Below are 16,573 nucleotides of genomic sequence, written 5' to 3' on the forward strand. Positions count from 1 at the left end.
AGTTCACTTTATTCGGTTTTATGTTCAGGAGATCGCATGACTGTCACCCAGCAGGAGTCCGTCGCTTCCATCGATGAGTACCTACCGGCCACGCCCCCGCGCGGACTTGTTGTCCTCGTTCAGGGACGCGCCGATGCAGCCAGCTATTACGCCCGCTTCGGCCGTCGCTTGGCCGCGGACGGGTACATCGTGCGGGTGCCGAACGCCGCCCCAGATTCAGCCGAGGCGGCGGCCGAGCTGTGGAACGCGGCCCTGAGGGACCCGTCCCTGGTCGAGCGGCCAGACGGCCCCGTGCTCGCTGTGACCGTGGACGCCGGCGGAGGATTCTTCGCTCAGGCGCTGAGCGAAAAACTGGTCGAGGTGCGCCCGGACGGAGTGGCGCTCACCGGACTGGCTACCGCCGGTGCGACCGAGGGCGAGGGAGCCGACACGTCCGTGGCTGACGTCAGCTTCCGCAGCGCCTGCCCGGTGCATCGTGGCGTGGTCGAGAGTGCACAGTCGGCTTCCCAGCCCGCGGTGTCGTCCGATCAGGTTTCGCCCGTGCTGCCCGGCCATACCCTCGGGGTCCCCACCGTGGTGATCCATGGAAGCGCCGATGAGATCAGCCCGCTGGCTCAGCTGCGCGCGGACTGGATCGCCGGTCCGGTCGAACTGAATGTGGTGGCCGGCGGTCTGCACGACGTGCTCAACGACGTCCACCACCGCAGCGTGGCCGCCGTGATCGTCAGCTTCGCTGAACGGCTGCGCGGCGATGCCCGCGCCACCCCGATCATCCTGCAGGACACGCTGTGACCGGTTCCGGCACCCACGCGGTCCGCGCCGGAAGCGAGGCGGCGCACGGCCACCGGCCGGTCGCGGTGCCGATCCACCAGACGGCGGCCTACGAGTTCGATTCCTGGGAGCAGGCCCGCGAGGTTTTCGCGCTGCGCCAGACCGGGGATGTCTACAGCCGCACCGGCAATCCCACCCAGCTGGTGCTTGAGCAGCGCCTGGCTGCTCTCGACGACGGCGTGGCCGCCCTGGCCACCGGCTCCGGGCAATCCGCCGTCGTTGTCGCGCTGCTGGCGCTGGCGCGCAGCGGAGAGCACCTGGTGGCCTCCTCCACCCTCTACGGCGGCACCATGGACCTGCTCACGGACACGTTCACCGATTTCGGCATCGAGTCCACCCTGGTCGACCCACTCGACCTCGAGGCCTGGGCGGCGGCAATCCGGCCCACCACCCGCGCGCTATTCGTGGAGTCGGTGGGCAACCCGACGGCGAGCATTCCCGATCTGGAGTCGCTCGCCGAGATCGCCCACCGGGCAGGAGTGCCCCTGGTGGTCGACAACACCGTGGCCACCGCTGCCCTGCTCAAGCCCAAGGACCACGGCGCCGACATCGTGGTCTACTCGGCCACCAAGCATCTGGGCGGCCACGGGGGTTCGCTCGCCGGTGCCATCGTGGACCTGGGGACCTTCGATTTCGGTGCCGAACCCGCACGCTGGCCGCAGTTCACGCAGCCCTATCCTCGCGTCGGCGACGTGGTGCTCTGGGAACGCTTCGGTCGGGAGTCCAGCGCACTGTTGGTCTACGCTCGCACCAAGCTCGTTCACGACCTGGGCCCCAGCCTCTCCCCGTTCAACGCCCGCGACATCCTGCTCGGCATTGAGACCCTGGAGGTCCGGCTGGCGCGCATCTCAACGACGACGCAGACCGTGGTCGACGCCCTACTCGAGCATCCGGCCGTCACCCGCGTGCACCATCCGCTTGCCGAGCGCGGGGCGGCTCGGACCCGGGCGGAGCACTATCTGCCGCGCGGCTGGCCCGGCGTGCTGTCCTTCGACGTCGTCGACCCCGCGCTGGTCCCCGCGGTGGTGGACGGTCTGCGACTGTTTACCCTGGCCGCCAACATCGGGGACGTACGCTCGCTCGTCATCCACCCCGCCACCACCACGCACTCCCATTTCACGGAAGCGCAGCTGACCCAGGGCGGGTTCTCCGCCGCCACGATTCGACTCTCGGTGGGCCTGGAGAACCCGGAGGATCTGGTGGCCGACCTGAGCGCGACCCTGGACGCCGCCAGCACCGCAGTATCGGCTGCGAACCAGAACATTTCACGTCAGAAAGTTGGACAACCATGACTCTGCACTTCGGCTACTGGACCCCGGTGTACGGCGGATTCCTGCGCAACGTCGGCGACGAGGGCACCCCCGCCACCTGGGAGACCATCCGCTCGCTGTCCTTGACGGCGGACCGGCTCGGCTACCACACCACGCTCATCCCCGAGCTGTACCTTAACGACCGCAAGGGGGTGGACGCCCCCAGCCTGGAGGCCTGGGCGCTGACCTCCGCGGTGCTCGCGGTGACGCAGAACCTGCGCGTGATGACGGCTATCCGACCGGGGTTCCATCACCCGGCGGTGGCGGCCAAGCAGCTTTCCACCCTGGACTCGATCGCTCCCGGGCGCCTCGCACTGAACGTGGTGGCAGCCTGGTGGGCGGAGGAGGCCAAGCAGTTCGGCGGGGATTTTCCTGCCCACGATGAGCGCTACGCGCAGGCTACTGAGTTTGTTGAGGCGCTCACCGGGGCGCTGGCCACCACCCCCTTCAGCTACGACGGCGACTTCTTCACGCTGACCGACACCATTGTCGAGCCGAAGCTCTCCGGTGAGCTGGGCATCTTCGCCGGCGGGGAGTCCGCTCAGGGCCGCGACGCGATTGCCGACTTCGCTAACGCCTACGCCATGCACGGCGGCACCGTGGCGGAGATCCGGGACAAGATCGCCGACATGCAGCGCCGTCGCGCGGCCAAGGGACGCCCGCCGCTCGAAGAATTTGCGATGTCGGCGTACGTGATCGTCCGCGACACCGAGGCCGAAGCTCAGGCAGAGCTGGAGCGGATCACCACCGTGGATCCGCATTCCCCCGGCTACGCCTCCTTCCAGGAGTTCACCGCGAATTCAGCCCTTGATGTGGAGGTCTCGGCACGCGAGTACGCGGTGGGCACCCGAGGGCTGCGCCCGAACCTGGTGGGCACCGCGGAACAGGTGGCGGAGAAGATCCGCGCCTACGAGGAGGCGGGGCTGACCCTGTTGCTCATCCAGTCCTCCCCCATCGAGTCGGAGCTGGAGCGTATCGCTGCCGAGGTGTTCCCGCTCGTTCATGGTGCCCCGGTTACGGTATGACCGGCCCGAGCCGACCACGGGCGGCATCGGCCACCCGCTGACGCCCTCAGCAGGGGGAGACTCACTGAGCCTCCCTTAAAACCGTTGACAAACTCACGCAACAGTGATGTGATATGTCTCACGTTGATAGGCCACAGATTTTCGACCACAGCGTAAATATCATGCCTTCTATTCCTCTTGCTGAGTAGGTTCCATGCGTCATCATCTCAAGCCCCTGATTGCCCTTTCCTGCACCGCGTTACTCCTCAGCGCCTGCGGTGAAAGCCCTAATGCGCGTAGCTCCAACACCGGGTCTGAAGCCCCGTCCGAGCTAGTATTCGCCGTTGTTCCCACAGATAACAGCGAAGAACTTCTAAGTTCTTTCGAACCTGTGGTTGCCGCCATCGAAGAGGAGGCTGGCATTCCAGTTTCAATTCAGGCCGTCAGTAACAACGCCGGAGTGATCGAAGCCCAGGTCTCCCAACGAGTCGACGTCGCCGTCTACGGCGCGTTCTCTTATTACCTCGCCTCGGATGTGGCTGATGTCACACCGATTGCCATGGATCAATTAACACCTGAGGCGGGCTCAGGAGCGGTGAGCTCCGTCGGCGTCACGATCCCTGGAAGTGACATTACTTCTCTGGCAGATGTCGATGGCAAGGACGTCTGCTTCACCGACCCGGCTTCGACGACGGGGTACCTCGCAGCGGCCGCAGGCCTGATCGAGGAAGGCATCGACCCGGAGGACGATATTAATCCGGTCTTCACCGGCTCCCATGATGTCGCCGTCACTCAGATGATCGCTGGCGACTGCGACATCGCCTTTGTGGCCCAAACCTTCGTCGATGTTCTCCTGCCGGCGCGTGGTGTCATAGAGGACGGGGACACCGAGACGATCTGGGTCTCCGATGGCATTCCCGGCACTCCGATGGTGGTGGGAACCTGGCTGCCGGAGGACCTTCAGGAAAGTATCCGCCGGGCAATGAGCGAATATAACGCTGTCACGGCTGCAGAGGCCGGGTTCTGCGCCGACGAGGACCAGCGTCCTGCCCCAGAGCAATGGGGAGACGAGTACACCGACGCAATGGCCTGCGAATGGGGCGGCACAGGGGCATTCGCCTTCGAGCCCGCGACGGATGAGAGCTACGACCCTATCCGTGAGATCTGCGAAGCAACTCAGGCTGAGGTGTGCCGTGATGACAGCTGACCCGCAGGCGCCGGGTGCCGTCCGGAACGAAAGCCCCTTAGACTCCCCTGGCTCTGATCACGCAAGTATCAGTCTTCAGAGTGTGCACAAGCGCTTCGGCGACAACCATGTCTTACAGGGTGTGGAATTGAAGGCCCACCCCGGAGAGTTCGTCGCGTTGGTCGGCCCTTCTGGCGCTGGTAAGTCGACACTTCTGCAGTTACTCAATGGTGGACACGTCGCCACCGAGGGAACGGTGAGTGTGCTGGGCGTCAACCCTGCTCAGTGCAGCCGAAGACACCTGCGAGAGCTCAGGACGCGGATCGGCTTCGTGTTTCAGCAGTTCGGACTCGTCGGTCGCCTCTCCGCCCTGGAGAACGTTCTCATGGGTGGCCTGGGCAGCCTCAAAATGCCCCGCTACGGCATCATGACCTATCCACGGGCCCTGCGCGAGCGCGCCAACGAGAATCTGGAGAGGGTCGGCTTGCTGGACTTCAGATTCCAGCGCACGGACACACTCTCCGGAGGGCAGCAGCAGCGCGTGGCCATCGCCCGGATGCTGATGCAGGACGCGGAACTCGTCCTCGCCGATGAACCGGTGGCCTCACTGGACCCCGCAGCAAGTGTCTCCGTCTTAGAAACACTCAAAAAGCTCAGCGCCGAGGATGGCTTCACCGTGATGTGTTCCCTCCACCAGGTCGACCTCGCTTTGCAAGTGTCTGATCGCATCGTCGCTGTGCGTGATGGCCGATTCATTCTTGACACTCCCACCTCCCAGACGGACGAGCAAGAAATCCGTACCGTTTACGCAGCGGCAAGGAGTTAAGATCATGCCCGCCGTCACTGCGTCAGCGCGGTCCTCATCGCGAACTCCGACTCCACACCGCCCGCAACGGGCCCAACTATCTACCGCAACCTGGGCCGTTCCGGCTTCGTATCTCGTGATCACGATTTTCGGGATGTGGTGGATCGATGTGCGTCCTGGGGTGGTCGTCGAAGGATTCGGGGACATCGCCCGACTCATGGAACGAATGGTCCCGGCCACCACGGGGCCACTTCCGCCGCTCATCGCGCTCGTCTTCGAAACGTTATGGATCGCCCTGGCGGGCACCGGTATCGCAACTCTCCTGTCGATTCCCTTGGCCGCCGCGGCATCTCGATCGTTCACCGGGCCACGTTGGGTACAGATCATCAGCCGCCTGGTCATCATGCTGACGCGGGCTGTTCCCTCACTCATTTTCGCGATCATCTTCGTGCGGATTTTTGGCTTGGGTCCGCTCGCCGGTGCGCTGGCCATCGCTGTGCATTCGATCGGCATGATCGGCAAGATGATGACGGATTCCTTTGAGGAGCTCAGCCCACAGCCGCGCGAGGCAATCCAAGCCACCGGTGCCACACGGACCCAGACATTTATCGCAACCACACTCACCCGCGCGCTGCCGCAGATGACATCCTTCGTGCTGTATCGACTCGACATCAATATTCGGGCATCGGCAATTCTCGGCCTGGTTGGAGCCGGCGGCATCGGCGTCGCCCTTCAAACTGCCATCGGTAGCCTCAACTATCCTCGCGCGGCTGGGATCATCATCGTCATCATCCTCCTACTACTGGCGCTTGAATTGGTCTCCTTCCTCTCACAGCGGTCCCTGGCCGAGCACGCCGACCCTTCGGCATCCTCACAGCTGTTCGTCGCCAGCCGGTCCGGGCGCGACCCGGGATGGTCGCTGCAACGGTTTGGGCGCACTGCAGCAGCACTCAGCGCCATCGGACTTTTCCTCTTCGCTCTGTCCACGCTGTCTATCCCCTTCGATAGACTCCAACGAAGCGGGGCAAATGCGTGGGCCATGCTGAGCGGATTCGTCCCGCCGACAATCAGTACAGAAGTCGTCCTGGGCATCTTCGAAAGCGTGATCATGGCTCTGACGGCAACCTCGTTCGGAGTGTTGATCGGCCTGGTCATTGCGATTCTCTCCACGAATCATCTGGTGAACATCCCAGCTCTGAGCTGGATGCTTCGAACCTTCGTAGTACTTGTCCGCGGGGTCCCGGACATCATCTACGCGTTGATCTTCGTCGCTGCGCTGGGTCTCGGTCCTTTCCCTGGGTTCCTAGCACTGTCGATCTCCTGCACCGCACTGGCCGCCAAGTTCTTTACCGACGCACTCCAGAACATCAACCCAGGCCCTCGGCGTGCGCTGGAAGCTACCGGTGCCGGTCGGGTTCAGGCATTCGTCAGCGGCGTCTGGCCTCAATTCGTGCCATCCTTCATCGCCAACAGCCTGTTCACCTCGGATCTTGCCTTACGGGAATCCGCAGTTTTGGGCATTGTCGGCGCGGGCGGCGTCGGATTCCTGCTCCACGAATCTGTCACATCCATCCAGTACTCGACCACCGCGGGCATCCTCATCGGGCTCGTGATCGTCGTCGTCGCGCTCGAGCAAGTGGCGCGCTGGGCGCGTAGAAAGGTACTTTGATATGACTCAGGCTCAGGAGAACGCTGCAACCGGCTGCCCCTTCACGGGGCACAATGACAGCGCTAAACGACCGTCGGAGTGGACCCCTGCGCGCGAAGAGACCTTCGGGTCAGCACATCAGGACTATGAGGAACTGCGCCAGAAGAATCCTTTCCCCTGGAGCTCCGCATATGGTGGATTCTGGGCGGCCACGACGTACGAAGACATCCTGAATGTCACATTGGACGACGATCTCTTCAGCACAGCCGTCCAGAACGTGGTCCCCCATGTGCCAAGGTCTTCCCGCCGACCTCCGCTGCACTTCGATCCGCCCGAGCACACCGAATATCGCACTGCTTTGGATCCAGTTTTCCGTCGCAGCGTCATCCGAGCCCATCATGACGACTATGTCGCGGGTGCCCGACAGCTCGTTGCCGATCTCCTCGCGCACCCCGAACCGGACGCGGTCCGCGACTTCGCTGCCCCCTTCGTCATGGACTGCTTTGCTGCACTACTCGGCGTCTCCCGCATGCTGACTCGCGAAATCCGCGATATCGGCGTCCGCTATTCCTTCGCGATTCAAGATATGGACGATCCGGTTATCGCGGACTGCAGCAAGCGTCTCTACGCAATCGCCGAGGAGGTTTACGCCCAACATCAGGCATCGGGGCTCGATCCTCACCGCGATCTGGTCGCCGGCCTCAAGCAGGCGGTCGCCGACGACAACAACGGGATCACGGAGAAAACCGCGATCGCCACCATTCGTCAGCTCATCGTCGCAGGTATGGGCGCTCCTCAAGCTGTCCTGGGCAGTGCGATCGTGCATCTGGCCCAGGATCCGCAACTGCAGCAGCACCTCCGCGACCATCCGGATGATCTGCCAGCGGCCATCGAGGAGTTCTTGCGGCTACACGCTCCCTACCGGGTGTTCGCCCGAACGGCGAAGCGTGACACCATCTTTCACGGAAGAACCGTCCGCCAGAATGAACCCATCGCGCTGATCTTCCCCTCCGCGAATAGGGACGTTGAGCACTTCGAGAATCCGCATGAGTTCGTCCTGCACCGCAAACAGAATTCGCACCTGTCCTTCGGCAGAGGAGCCCATCGCTGCCCTGCTGCAACACTAGGCCGGATGGAACTGCTCGTCGCATTGCAAGTCCTTCTGCAGGACACTCAGCACTTCGAGCTTGCCGGTGACGTCGAAATGATGAACTGGCTTGAATACGGTCCCCGGGCTGTTCCCATATCCATCACACCGCGGATTCCACGGAATGAGAGAGAATGAGCAGGTGAACGGCAAGACCAGAACTCCGAGGTCGGTGATTCCTCGGAACCAATCCGGAACTGCACCGCAACGACTGTTGACGGTGCTCTTCGGCGACTACTGGCTAGGGCGGGCCGACCCCATCCCTTCTAGCGCGCTCGTCGAGCTGCTCTCTGTCTTCGGTGTCTCTGAGACCGGAGCGCGGGCGGCCGTGCAAAGACTCGCCCAGCGCGGCTTTCTTGTCGCTCATCGGCAGGGACGACGCACGTCCTACGCGGTGCAGAGAGAAACACGCGAAACGGTGGCACTGCATGTCAAAAGGCTCTTCCATTCTCACCATCCCCCCGCTTGGGATGGCACTTGGACACTCGTCAGCTATATGCTGCCCGGTCAGGAGACTTCTGACCGACGACTGCTTCGCGACGAACTGCGCAATCTCAAGTTCGGCAACCTCTCCGACGGCGTCTGGATCAGACCAGGTGATCAAGTTGAGGAAGTGGTCGCCACGCTTCAGCGCCTCGATGCCGATGCCGACAATGACGTCGGAGTGTTTCGACAGGGCGTGTTAGCCTGGCCCTCTTCAGTCCACCACGTCCGTGCCGCTTTCGACGCTGACGGTCTCGATGAGGAGTATCGGAAATTCGCGGATTTCTGGAGCCCCCAAGCACATGCTCTGGAACGTGAACCGATAAGCGGCGAAAACGCACTACGGCTGCGCACCGAGGTGATGTCCGCGTGGCGAACGTTGGTGCGCAAAGACCCACAGCTCCCCGCGGACCTGCTCAGCGACCCAGCCCCGATCCAGCTAGCTGCCACCACCTGTGCAGTCCTATATGACGCATTGGGCTCGCCCGCGGAGCACGCCGTGCGCAGGATTTTGGAGCGTCATAGCCCCGAACTGGCGGAAATGGTAAGCCACCATACGTTCGCGAGTTCTCTGTCCGTCATTGAATCGGCCTCATCCGGTTCGGCCACGTTGTAAGGCTTGGCCGTACGGCGTTGAAGTCGTGCGGCATCAGAGAAAAATTGGGGCAATTCGAGTCGGAGCTGGAGCGTATCGCCGCCGAGGTGTTCCCGCTCGTTCAGGGTGCCCCCGTTACGGTATGACCGGCCCGAGCCGGCCGCGGGCGGCATCGGCCACCCGCTGCGCCAGCTCGTCCAGCGAAGACTCCGGCAGCTGTGCCAGCGAGAGCCGCAGTCGCTGCCGCTGTTGATCCGGGCTCACGTGGGAGGCTGAAGCGACGTCGACGACGATGCCGTGGGAGCTCAGCGCCAAGGCGGCGGATCGCTCGTCGGCAACCTCCACCCAGAGCGCCCAACTGCCCGGTCCACTATGCACCGTGAGTCCGGCTGCGGAGAACGCGGCGAGCGCCCGCTCGCGTCGGCGAGTGTACCGCTGGCGCGCCTGGTGCACCGCCGCACCGGTGCGCTCATCGCTGAGCAGGGCAGCGAGGGCGTCCTGGAGCAGGCGGCTGTTGGAGGCCACCCCTCCGCTGCGTTGATGAATGGCGGCGTCCACGAGAGGTCGGGCGCCGCCGATCACCGAGGTGCGCAGATCAATGCCGAAGGCGCGGCAGTACTCCTGCACCCGGATGGTTTGCTGAGGCAGGCGATGTCCGAGCGTCCGTACCGGCACCGTGGAGAGCGGCCCGAGCACATCGTCCTCAATGACGGCGACGTCGGTTCCTTCGAGCAGGTCGGCCAGTTCCTCGGCCCGGGCGCTGCTGAGCACGTGACGATCGGAGAACGGTCCACCGGGAGACAGCACCAGAGCGGCAGCTCCGGCATCAACGGCAGCCCTGACACCCTCCACGGTGGGGCCCTCGTCGTCCACCGGGACGCCGATCACCGTGAGCCCCTCCTCTTGCAGTCCCGCCAGGAACCCGGGTGCGAGCGGTTCCTCGCAGGCCACCACACGCTGGTTGCCCACGGCGGCGCGGGTGGCCAGCCAGAGTCCCTCCGTACCACCGCCGGCGGTCATCCACCCGGTCGCCTCGAAGGGCCAGTCGCGGGAGACGATCCGGTGCAGGGCCTGCACAATGTACTCCCGGCCCCATTCGTTGAAATGTGGGGTCCTCAGTGCCGTGGCGACCGCGCGGTCCAACGGCGGCAACAGCGCCGGGTCCGGGCTGCAGAACAGGAAATCGACGTCGGACCAGGCCACCGGGGCTTCATCCTGCGTCGGGGGACGCACGGCACCGAGCACCCGGGTCCCGCCCCGCTGCCGAGTCTCGATGAGTCCGGCGTCGCGTAGCAACGACCAGGCTTTGGCCACCGTGCCGATGCTGACGCCTAACTCACCCGCGACCGCGCGCACCGTAGGCAGGCGGGCTCCCACGTCCAGGGTGCCAGCTTCCACCAGCTCGCGCGTCTGGGTGGCGATGCCGTGAGAATCGGTCGCCGAGATCAGCTCGCCAAGCGCGCCCGCGCTGATGTCCGCCATCGAGCCAGCCTCCTGTCGTCACGTCCTCCACCAGTGTAGGCAAGCTCCACCGGCGTGAACGACGTGCCGCAGTCCCCCGTCATCAGCGGAGCATCACGGCTGCGGGTAGTAGTAGAAGGTCCCGCCGTAGCGTTTGGGGCTGCTGTAGAGCACCTCACTGCAGGGAATATCCACCCAGGGGCTCCCGCCTTGAGCAGCGCGGTAGGCGCGCTGTGAGTTGAGCTTGGCCTGGCACCCGAGCTTCGTGCTGGCCTCGACGTAGACCAGCACCGGCTTGACCGACGCCTGCGCGGCCGGGGCCGCCACAGTCACAGCACCGCCAGCCAGAGCGAGGGCGGACAGCGAGGCCAGGATGTTCTTTGTTTTCTGTCCCATGGGCGGAAACTTACCAGCGGGGATTTCTCCGGTCCAGGTTTCGCAGAGAGCGATGCGACAAATTCTACGAACTGTAGAAGAATGGGGGTGGACCCAGACCCCTTTTTTGCTTTAGGAGCATCATGCCTCGTCTCACCATTGGCCTCGGATCCGTTCTCATCGTCATTGGCGCCATTGCCTACATCGCCACGTCCTTCGCCAGCTGGACCGCCCTGATTCCGGCCATCCTGGGTGCGCTGATCCTCATCTCGGGCCTGATCGCTCTGAAGAACCAGATGGTCGGCGTGCACATCGGCCTGCTGCTGGCGGTGATCGGTGCGGCCGGCACCCTGATGAACGTGATGCAGCTGCCCGACCTGTTCGCCGGTACCGCGGAGCGCCCGGCCGCCGTCATCGCCTCCTCCATCACCTTCGTGCTGCTGGTGATCTACGTGGTGATGGGGGTGCGCTCCTTCATCTCCGCGCGCCGCTGGAAGCGCGAGCAGGCCAGCATCAGCGCCTGACAGCCAGCCTGAGTTATTCTCCGGCGCGCGGCCAAGGGCGATCCCTCTTCGGTGGGGCGGTGCTGACGCGCCGCCCCACCTTTGTGGTCCTGAATCCGCTCGATGAGCCCCGCCTTCATCACCGCGGTACTGGGGCTCGTACTGGGCCTGGTGGTGGCCGGGATCTTCTACACGGCCCTCGTGCGTCGGGTCAGCACCCCTGCGGCTGCGCGTTCCACGCGTCCGTGAGCATCTCTTCCAGTACCGCCAGATCGATGTCTTCGGGTTTGTTCACATAGAGGCAGGATGCGCCCACGGTGTGCTTGCCAAGGCGCTGCAGCTGCTGCTCGTATCCGGGGTGGCTGGTGAGCCCGTAGAACGAAAGCTTGGCCTTGCGCGGGCTGAAGCCCACGTGGAACCAGTCCCCTTCGCGCCCGGCGGCGGAGACGTAGTGGGTCTCCCCGTAGCCGATCATCGAGGGGCCCCACATCACCGGTTCCGCTCCGGTGACCCGGGTGAACAGCTCCAGCAGCAGCCGCCCGTGTTCCACCCGGCGCGGGGTGTCCAGGGTCTCGATATACTCGGCCGGACTGACGTTCGTCGGCTTGGTCTTGATATCGGAGGCGACGACGCCGGTGTGCCCGGCGGTCACCGTGACCCCGTTGCCGCGCGGGGCTGGAATGGTGCCGCTGAAGCTCAGCCCCTTCTCGAGGAGTGCTGCCTGCAGGCGTTCCAGCCCGCGGGCACCTACCCCGTGCAGGGCTTTCAGGGTGGCGTAGTCGGCGCCGTCGAGTGACTCCAGGTCCGGGTAGCCGGCTTCAGCGAGCGCGCCGCGCAAGGGTGCGGAGGTACCGGGCACGGCATCGAGCGGGGTGCGCTGGCCTGTGCGGTGATCCGGTGCGGTCATGTCAAAATCCTTGCGGTCGGGGGACGTCGAGTCCCACGGTCGGGAAGGCTTGCTCCCAGAGGTCGCTGAGCCGAATGGGCTGGCGATCGGCGTCGAGCCCGTGGTTCAGGCTGAGCCCGGCGATGTCTTCTTTCCAGTCGTCCCAGCGGTGCGGGGCGTAGAACTTGTCGACGTCGCCGGTGAGCACCCACGCCATGAACTGGGCGTGGCTGACGTTCAGATCGCGCACGGTGGGCTGGGCTGCGTCCATGGTGGTGGGGTCGATATAGCAGAGCCGCCCAGCACCGGCCCCCAGCGCGGTGCCGTCGATGGCGAAGATTCCGCCGAGCACGTCCACGCCGAGCACCAGGTAGTGCGGATCTTCGCGGGTGAAAGGCGAGGCGGTGGCAACGTCGGGCAGGTCGCCCAGACCGGCGCCGAGCAGTCGTACCCATCCGTGGTCGATCACCAGTCCGCCGGTGTGGGCCACCATCGCGCCGAGTTCGGAGTCCTCGGTGAGTTCAAGTTGGGCCATCACCTGCTGCGAGCGCTGCGGGTCGCAGTGCAGGTTTTCAACCTCCCAGGGCGCCTTGGCGATGCCGGATTCGAAGCCCGCCCAGACGTCGACGTCAGCAGGGAACGGATTGAAGGAACCCGAGCGGTTGCGAGGCTTAGGACGGCGCTTGAAGAACACGAGCTGAGAGTAACACGGCCGGGTGTAGCACGATCAGTTTCGGCGCGGTCATTCTTCCAGCGACCGGGGCTGGGAGAACAGGGCGCGGAAGTCGGCGGCGGTGAACCCGGAACTGACCGCGCCGCCGGGTGCGCCCTCGGTGACGGCGTCGAACAGCACCGCCTTGCGGTACTGCAACTCCAGCACCTTCTCCTCGATGGTGCCGGCGGCGACCATGCGGTACACCATCACGTTCTTGGTCTGGCCGATGCGGTGGGCCCGGTCCACTGCCTGGTTTTCGACAGCGGGGTTCCACCACGGGTCCATCAGGAACACATAATCCGCCTCGGTGAGGGTGAGCCCGAAACCACCGGCTTTCAGCGAGATGAGGAACACCGTGGCTCCGCCCTCGCGGAATTCGGCCACCGCGGCGGCCCGACCCCGGGTGGCGCCGTCGAGGTAGGCGTAGCTGATCTCGGCGTCGTCGAGACGTTTCGCGACCCGGTGCAGGAACGAGGTGAACTGGGAGAACACGATCACCTGGTGGTGTTCTTCGGCGTCGTGAATCTCCGTGAGCCGCTCCATCAGGTCCTCAAGTTTCGAGGAGGGTTCTGTGTAGTCTTGATCGACGATCTGCGGGTCCAGGGCGAGCATGCGCAGCAGGGTGAGGGATCGGAACACGATCATCCGGTGCGTGTCCAGGTCCTCTTCGTTGAGCAGGCGCATCACCTTGGCGCGTTCGCGTTGCAGCACGGTGTCGTAGAGACGGCGGTGCGCCGATTGCAGGGGCACCAGCACGGTTTGCTCTTGCTTTTCGGGCAGGTCAGGTGCGACGTCTTCTTTGGTGCGGCGCAGCATGAACGGGGCGAGCCGGTCGCGCAGATGGGCCAGCCGGGATTCGGCGCGCTGGGCGGTGCGCGCCCCCTCCGGGTCGTCCTCGGGGTTCAGCGAGGGGTCGGTGGCCAGGCGCTGACCGGCTTCGATGGGGTTGATGAAGTGCTCGCGGAAGAGCCGGAACTGCGGGAAGAGTCCGGGCGCGGTGAGGGCGGCCAGCGACCACAGGTCCCCCAACGTGTTCTCCATGGGGGTGCCGGTGATGGCCAGGCGGAATCGGGACCGCTCGGCCAGTGCTTTGACGGACCGGAAGGTGCGGGTGGTGCGGTTTTTCACGAATTGGGCTTCGTCCAGCACGAGTCCGCCCCAGGTTCGGGCCGCGAGGATTTTCTCGTCGAGTCGGGCGATGGCGTAGGAGGTGAGCACCAGGTCGGCCTCGGCCAGTTCGGCGTCGATGTCTTCGACGGATTTCTTACGCTTGGCGGCGGTGGCACTGAGGGTGACGACGCGCAGCTCCGGGGTGAATGTGGCTGCTTCCTGTGCCCAGACGGAGACCACCGAGGAGGGAGCGACGACGAGGAACGGCGCTCTGGTGCCCTGTTCGACGTCGTGAGTGGTTTCGCGCGCGTGGGCGATCAGGGCCAGTGTCTGCAGGGTCTTGCCCAGGCCCATGTCGTCGGCGAGGATCCCGCCGAGTCCTAGATCGTGCAGGGTGGCCAGCCACTGGAACCCGTCCAACTGGTACGGGCGCAGGGTGGCGTTCAGGGTGTCCGGCACCTGAGCCGGATCGGGGTGGTCGTTCGGGTCCAGCGAGGCGAGCCGGGTGATGGTGTCCATCCACTCCTCGACCATGGCGTCCGGCGTCCACTCGTCGGCCAGCTCCTCGAGATCCTGCAGCATCACCGTGTTGGAACGGTGCACGCCCTGGTTCTCGGGGTCCCATTCCTCGAGTTGGCCGGCCTCGTCGATGAGCTCGCGCAGCCGGTCGAAACCGGGGTGGCCCAGGCTCAGGTAGGTCTTATCGGGCAGCAGCACCTCATTCTCGCCCTTCACCAGGGCCTTGAAGATGTGAGCGAAGGGCACGGAGCGCCCGTCGAGTCGGATCTGGAAGCCGAGGTCAAACCAGTCATTCGAGGTGCCGGAGGCCACCGCGGTGATGCCGATATCCGGGGCCCCGGTGAGCTCCCGGTAGTCGGGGCGGGTGCCGATGATGCTCACGTGCACGTGGTCCAGGTCGCGCAGCTGATCCAGGGCGTGCTCGGAGAACCGGGCTGCGGCGGGACCGGCCAGGGTCTGCTCGGGTTGGGTGAAGGCGCCGGGCCAGATCTCCCGCACCGCCGCGAGCACGGTGCGCTGGTGCTCCTCGACGTCGTCGAGACCCCGGTAGTGCCAGGACCAGCTCAGCTCGAGGGTGTCCTGCGCCCAGTCGTCGTCAGGATCGGCCAGGGTGTAGCTGGCAGACAGGCGCAGCTCTGGTGGCGGGATCTCGGGGAACTCCACTGTGTCATCGCTGGAGACGACGTCGAGGGAGGCAGCCAGGCCGGGATAGAAATCGTCGAAGAACTCGGGTGTCTCCTCCGCGGGGACCTGCAGCGGCTCGCCCCCGGCCAACAGCCCGCGCAACCCGGTGGGCACCGGGGTGTCCAGCGGGCTGAGCTGCACCAGGATGGAGTCCTTACCCGTGCTGCCGTCGGGGTGGGGCCGGGCGACGACGACGGCGCGGCTGCCCACCGGCCGAGCGTCGTCCAGCAGATCCGATCCGGCGGTGCGGGCGCGCAGCTGCAGGGCCAGCGCGGCGGGGTCAGCGTCGGTGTCGGGGTCGGTGCGGCGCACGTCCAGCACCAGCTCGGCTGGGTCCGTGAGCGTGATCTCCCCGATGCGGCCGAGCCCCACCAGCGGCGCCCCCGCCTCCTGCAGCGCGCCGAGCAGACGCCATGCCTCGGGGTGGTCGAGCGTGGCCAGATTGAGCCATTCGGAGCGTGCCGGGGAGGCAACGGTGGCATGGTAGAGGTGCTGCAGGCGGTGCAGCAGCTCGTATTGGACGGGGTCCGGGTTCAGGGTATGCGGCGGACGCTGCCGCGAGAACGTCTGCCAGGTGAGGCCGGTCTTGACCCAGTTGCCGCGGGCCGAGCGCTTCAGCGGACGCACCTGCACTGTCCAGCGTGCCGTGCTTCCGAGGTATTCGTGGCCGAGCGAGGTCCACTGAATGCCCCCGTAGAGGCGGTGCCGCTCGCTGGTGGCCACGTGCACGTCGAGTCCCAGGGCCAGCTGGTCGAACACCGGCTTCCGGGCCGCACGCTCCTGGCCTGCCCCCGCGGAACCGACCGTGCCCGGCGGCACCAGCGCTCCGAGGGTGCGCTGCCAGCTGGGCGGCTCCGGTGCAGGTGCACCCGCCGTCTGTCCGCGCTGTCCGCCGGATCCGCCACCCAGGGAGGAGGCGCGCTGGATCAGCCCGCTCTGCTCTTCCAGGGCACGCAGCACGGCGAAGGGATCCTCGGCTCGATCGCGGGCCAGCTCATCGGCACGGAACACCAGGGCCGCGCCGTGCTTGCAGTCATCGCCCACCGGGCAGGTGCACCCGCTGCGGTCCGGCTCCCAGGCGTCGGGCCCCGAGCGCAGCAGCAGCACCGTGGCCCGGTAGATGCTCTCGCCCGAGCCGAAGACGCTCCCGGTGAGCTTCTGGGTGGCTTCGTCCCAGTGCACGGTGCGGATGCGGTCTTCCTGCCAGTACGCGCGCCCGCGCGCCGTCATGGTCGGCCCGAAGCAGGCTTCCACCGCCTCGGGCCGCACCCGGGGATACGTCGGCGTCAGGCCTGGAACCTCCACGGGTCG

15 protein-coding genes are annotated in these 16,573 nt (G+C 65.4%); 10 read left to right on the forward strand and 5 right to left on the reverse strand.

Annotation, left to right across the window (positions count from 1 at the left end; all coding sequences use genetic code 11):
* Positions 1-36 precede the first annotated feature (36 nt).
* The 8 genes from P8192_RS12735 to P8192_RS12770 all read left to right on the forward strand — a co-directional run bounded on the left by P8192_RS12735 (position 37) and on the right by P8192_RS12770 (position 9,030).
* Positions 37-792: an alpha/beta hydrolase gene (locus P8192_RS12735; protein ID WP_278157389.1), complete on the forward strand. Its 756-nt coding sequence runs from the start codon at positions 37-39 to the stop codon at positions 790-792.
* On the forward strand, positions 789-2,123 hold the full coding sequence (locus P8192_RS12740; protein ID WP_278157390.1) for an O-acetylhomoserine aminocarboxypropyltransferase/cysteine synthase family protein: 1,335 nt from the start codon (positions 789-791) through the stop codon (positions 2,121-2,123). Before P8192_RS12735 ends, P8192_RS12740 begins: the two co-directional genes overlap by 4 nt.
* Entirely contained in the window at positions 2,120-3,166 is a 1,047-nt protein-coding gene (locus tag P8192_RS12745; RefSeq protein ID WP_278157391.1) for an LLM class flavin-dependent oxidoreductase, read from the forward strand. The genes P8192_RS12740 and P8192_RS12745 overlap by 4 nt, the downstream gene beginning before the upstream one ends.
* A 193-nt stretch (positions 3,167-3,359) precedes the next feature.
* Positions 3,360-4,352 (forward strand): phosphate/phosphite/phosphonate ABC transporter substrate-binding protein, encoded by a 993-nt coding sequence (locus tag P8192_RS12750; RefSeq protein ID WP_278157392.1) that lies wholly within the window; start codon positions 3,360-3,362, stop codon positions 4,350-4,352.
* A gap of 82 nt (positions 4,353-4,434) precedes the next feature.
* The gene (locus tag P8192_RS12755) at positions 4,435-5,157 is read left to right on the forward strand and encodes a phosphonate ABC transporter ATP-binding protein (protein WP_278157393.1); all 723 of its coding nucleotides are present in this window, start codon (positions 4,435-4,437) and stop codon (positions 5,155-5,157) included.
* Positions 5,158-5,161: 4 nt separating this feature from the next.
* Positions 5,162-6,805 carry a phosphonate ABC transporter, permease protein PhnE gene (gene phnE / locus P8192_RS12760; RefSeq protein ID WP_278157394.1) on the forward strand — a complete coding sequence of 548 codons (1,644 nt, stop codon included), beginning with the start codon at positions 5,162-5,164 and terminating at the stop codon, positions 6,803-6,805.
* Between the two features lie 220 nt (positions 6,806-7,025).
* A complete protein-coding gene (locus tag P8192_RS12765; protein ID WP_278157395.1) occupies positions 7,026-8,069 on the forward strand; it encodes a cytochrome P450 in 1,044 nt (347 codons plus the stop codon).
* Between the two features lie 82 nt (positions 8,070-8,151).
* Positions 8,152-9,030 carry a PaaX family transcriptional regulator gene (locus P8192_RS12770; protein WP_278157396.1) on the forward strand — a complete coding sequence of 293 codons (879 nt, stop codon included), beginning with the start codon at positions 8,152-8,154 and terminating at the stop codon, positions 9,028-9,030.
* A gap of 114 nt (positions 9,031-9,144) precedes the next feature.
* Here the strand turns inward: P8192_RS12770 and P8192_RS12775 are convergent, their stop codons facing one another.
* Together P8192_RS12775 and P8192_RS12780 are read right to left on the reverse strand one after the other, a co-directional pair.
* Positions 9,145-10,491, reverse strand: coding sequence for an aminotransferase class I/II-fold pyridoxal phosphate-dependent enzyme (locus tag P8192_RS12775; protein ID WP_278157397.1), 1,347 nt, complete (start codon positions 10,489-10,491; stop codon positions 9,145-9,147).
* A 93-nt stretch (positions 10,492-10,584) separates the two neighbouring features.
* A complete protein-coding gene (locus tag P8192_RS12780; RefSeq protein WP_278157398.1) occupies positions 10,585-10,866 on the reverse strand; it encodes a hypothetical protein in 282 nt (93 codons plus the stop codon).
* Between the two features lie 122 nt (positions 10,867-10,988).
* Here P8192_RS12780 and P8192_RS12785 point away from each other — a divergent pair, with 122 nt between their 5' ends.
* Positions 10,989-11,369: a hypothetical protein gene (locus P8192_RS12785; RefSeq protein WP_278157399.1), complete on the forward strand. Its 381-nt coding sequence runs from the start codon at positions 10,989-10,991 to the stop codon at positions 11,367-11,369.
* Positions 11,370-11,471: 102 nt separating this feature from the next.
* Positions 11,472-11,597, forward strand: coding sequence for a hypothetical protein (locus P8192_RS12790; protein ID WP_278157400.1), 126 nt, complete (start codon positions 11,472-11,474; stop codon positions 11,595-11,597).
* Here P8192_RS12790 and P8192_RS12795 read toward each other — a convergent pair.
* Genes P8192_RS12795 through P8192_RS12805 form a run of 3 tightly spaced genes read right to left on the reverse strand, consistent with a single transcriptional unit; the run spans position 11,560 to position 16,567 of the window.
* Positions 11,560-12,255, reverse strand: a complete 696-nt coding sequence (locus tag P8192_RS12795; protein WP_278157401.1) for a DUF1801 domain-containing protein — start codon at positions 12,253-12,255, stop codon at positions 11,560-11,562. The genes P8192_RS12790 and P8192_RS12795 overlap by 38 nt on opposite strands.
* 1 nt (position 12,256) lies before the next feature.
* Positions 12,257-12,928 (reverse strand): DUF2625 family protein, encoded by a 672-nt coding sequence (locus tag P8192_RS12800; RefSeq protein ID WP_278157402.1) that lies wholly within the window; start codon positions 12,926-12,928, stop codon positions 12,257-12,259.
* Positions 12,929-12,976: 48 nt separating this feature from the next.
* Positions 12,977-16,567, reverse strand: a complete 3,591-nt coding sequence (locus tag P8192_RS12805) for a DEAD/DEAH box helicase (protein ID WP_278157403.1) — start codon at positions 16,565-16,567, stop codon at positions 12,977-12,979.
* Positions 16,568-16,573: the final 6 nt, after the last annotated feature.

It is taken from the genome of Citricoccus muralis (genome assembly GCF_029637705.1).
Classification (GTDB): Bacteria; Actinomycetota; Actinomycetes; order Actinomycetales; family Micrococcaceae; genus CmP2.

Coding starts and splice junctions, on each gene's coding strand:
- P8192_RS12735 (WP_278157389.1), top strand. CDS start 37: ATGACTGTCACCCAGCAGGAGTCCGTCGCTTCCATCGATGAGTACCTA.
- P8192_RS12745 (WP_278157391.1), top strand. CDS start 2,120: ATGACTCTGCACTTCGGCTACTGGACCCCGGTGTACGGCGGATTCCTG.
- P8192_RS12750 (WP_278157392.1), top strand. CDS start 3,360: ATGCGTCATCATCTCAAGCCCCTGATTGCCCTTTCCTGCACCGCGTTA.
- phnE (WP_278157394.1), top strand. CDS start 5,162: ATGCCCGCCGTCACTGCGTCAGCGCGGTCCTCATCGCGAACTCCGACT.
- P8192_RS12775 (WP_278157397.1), bottom strand. CDS start 10,491: ATGGCGGACATCAGCGCGGGCGCGCTTGGCGAGCTGATCTCGGCGACC.
- P8192_RS12780 (WP_278157398.1), bottom strand. CDS start 10,866: ATGGGACAGAAAACAAAGAACATCCTGGCCTCGCTGTCCGCCCTCGCT.
- P8192_RS12785 (WP_278157399.1), top strand. CDS start 10,989: ATGCCTCGTCTCACCATTGGCCTCGGATCCGTTCTCATCGTCATTGGC.
- P8192_RS12790 (WP_278157400.1), top strand. CDS start 11,472: ATGAGCCCCGCCTTCATCACCGCGGTACTGGGGCTCGTACTGGGCCTG.
- P8192_RS12795 (WP_278157401.1), bottom strand. CDS start 12,255: ATGACCGCACCGGATCACCGCACAGGCCAGCGCACCCCGCTCGATGCC.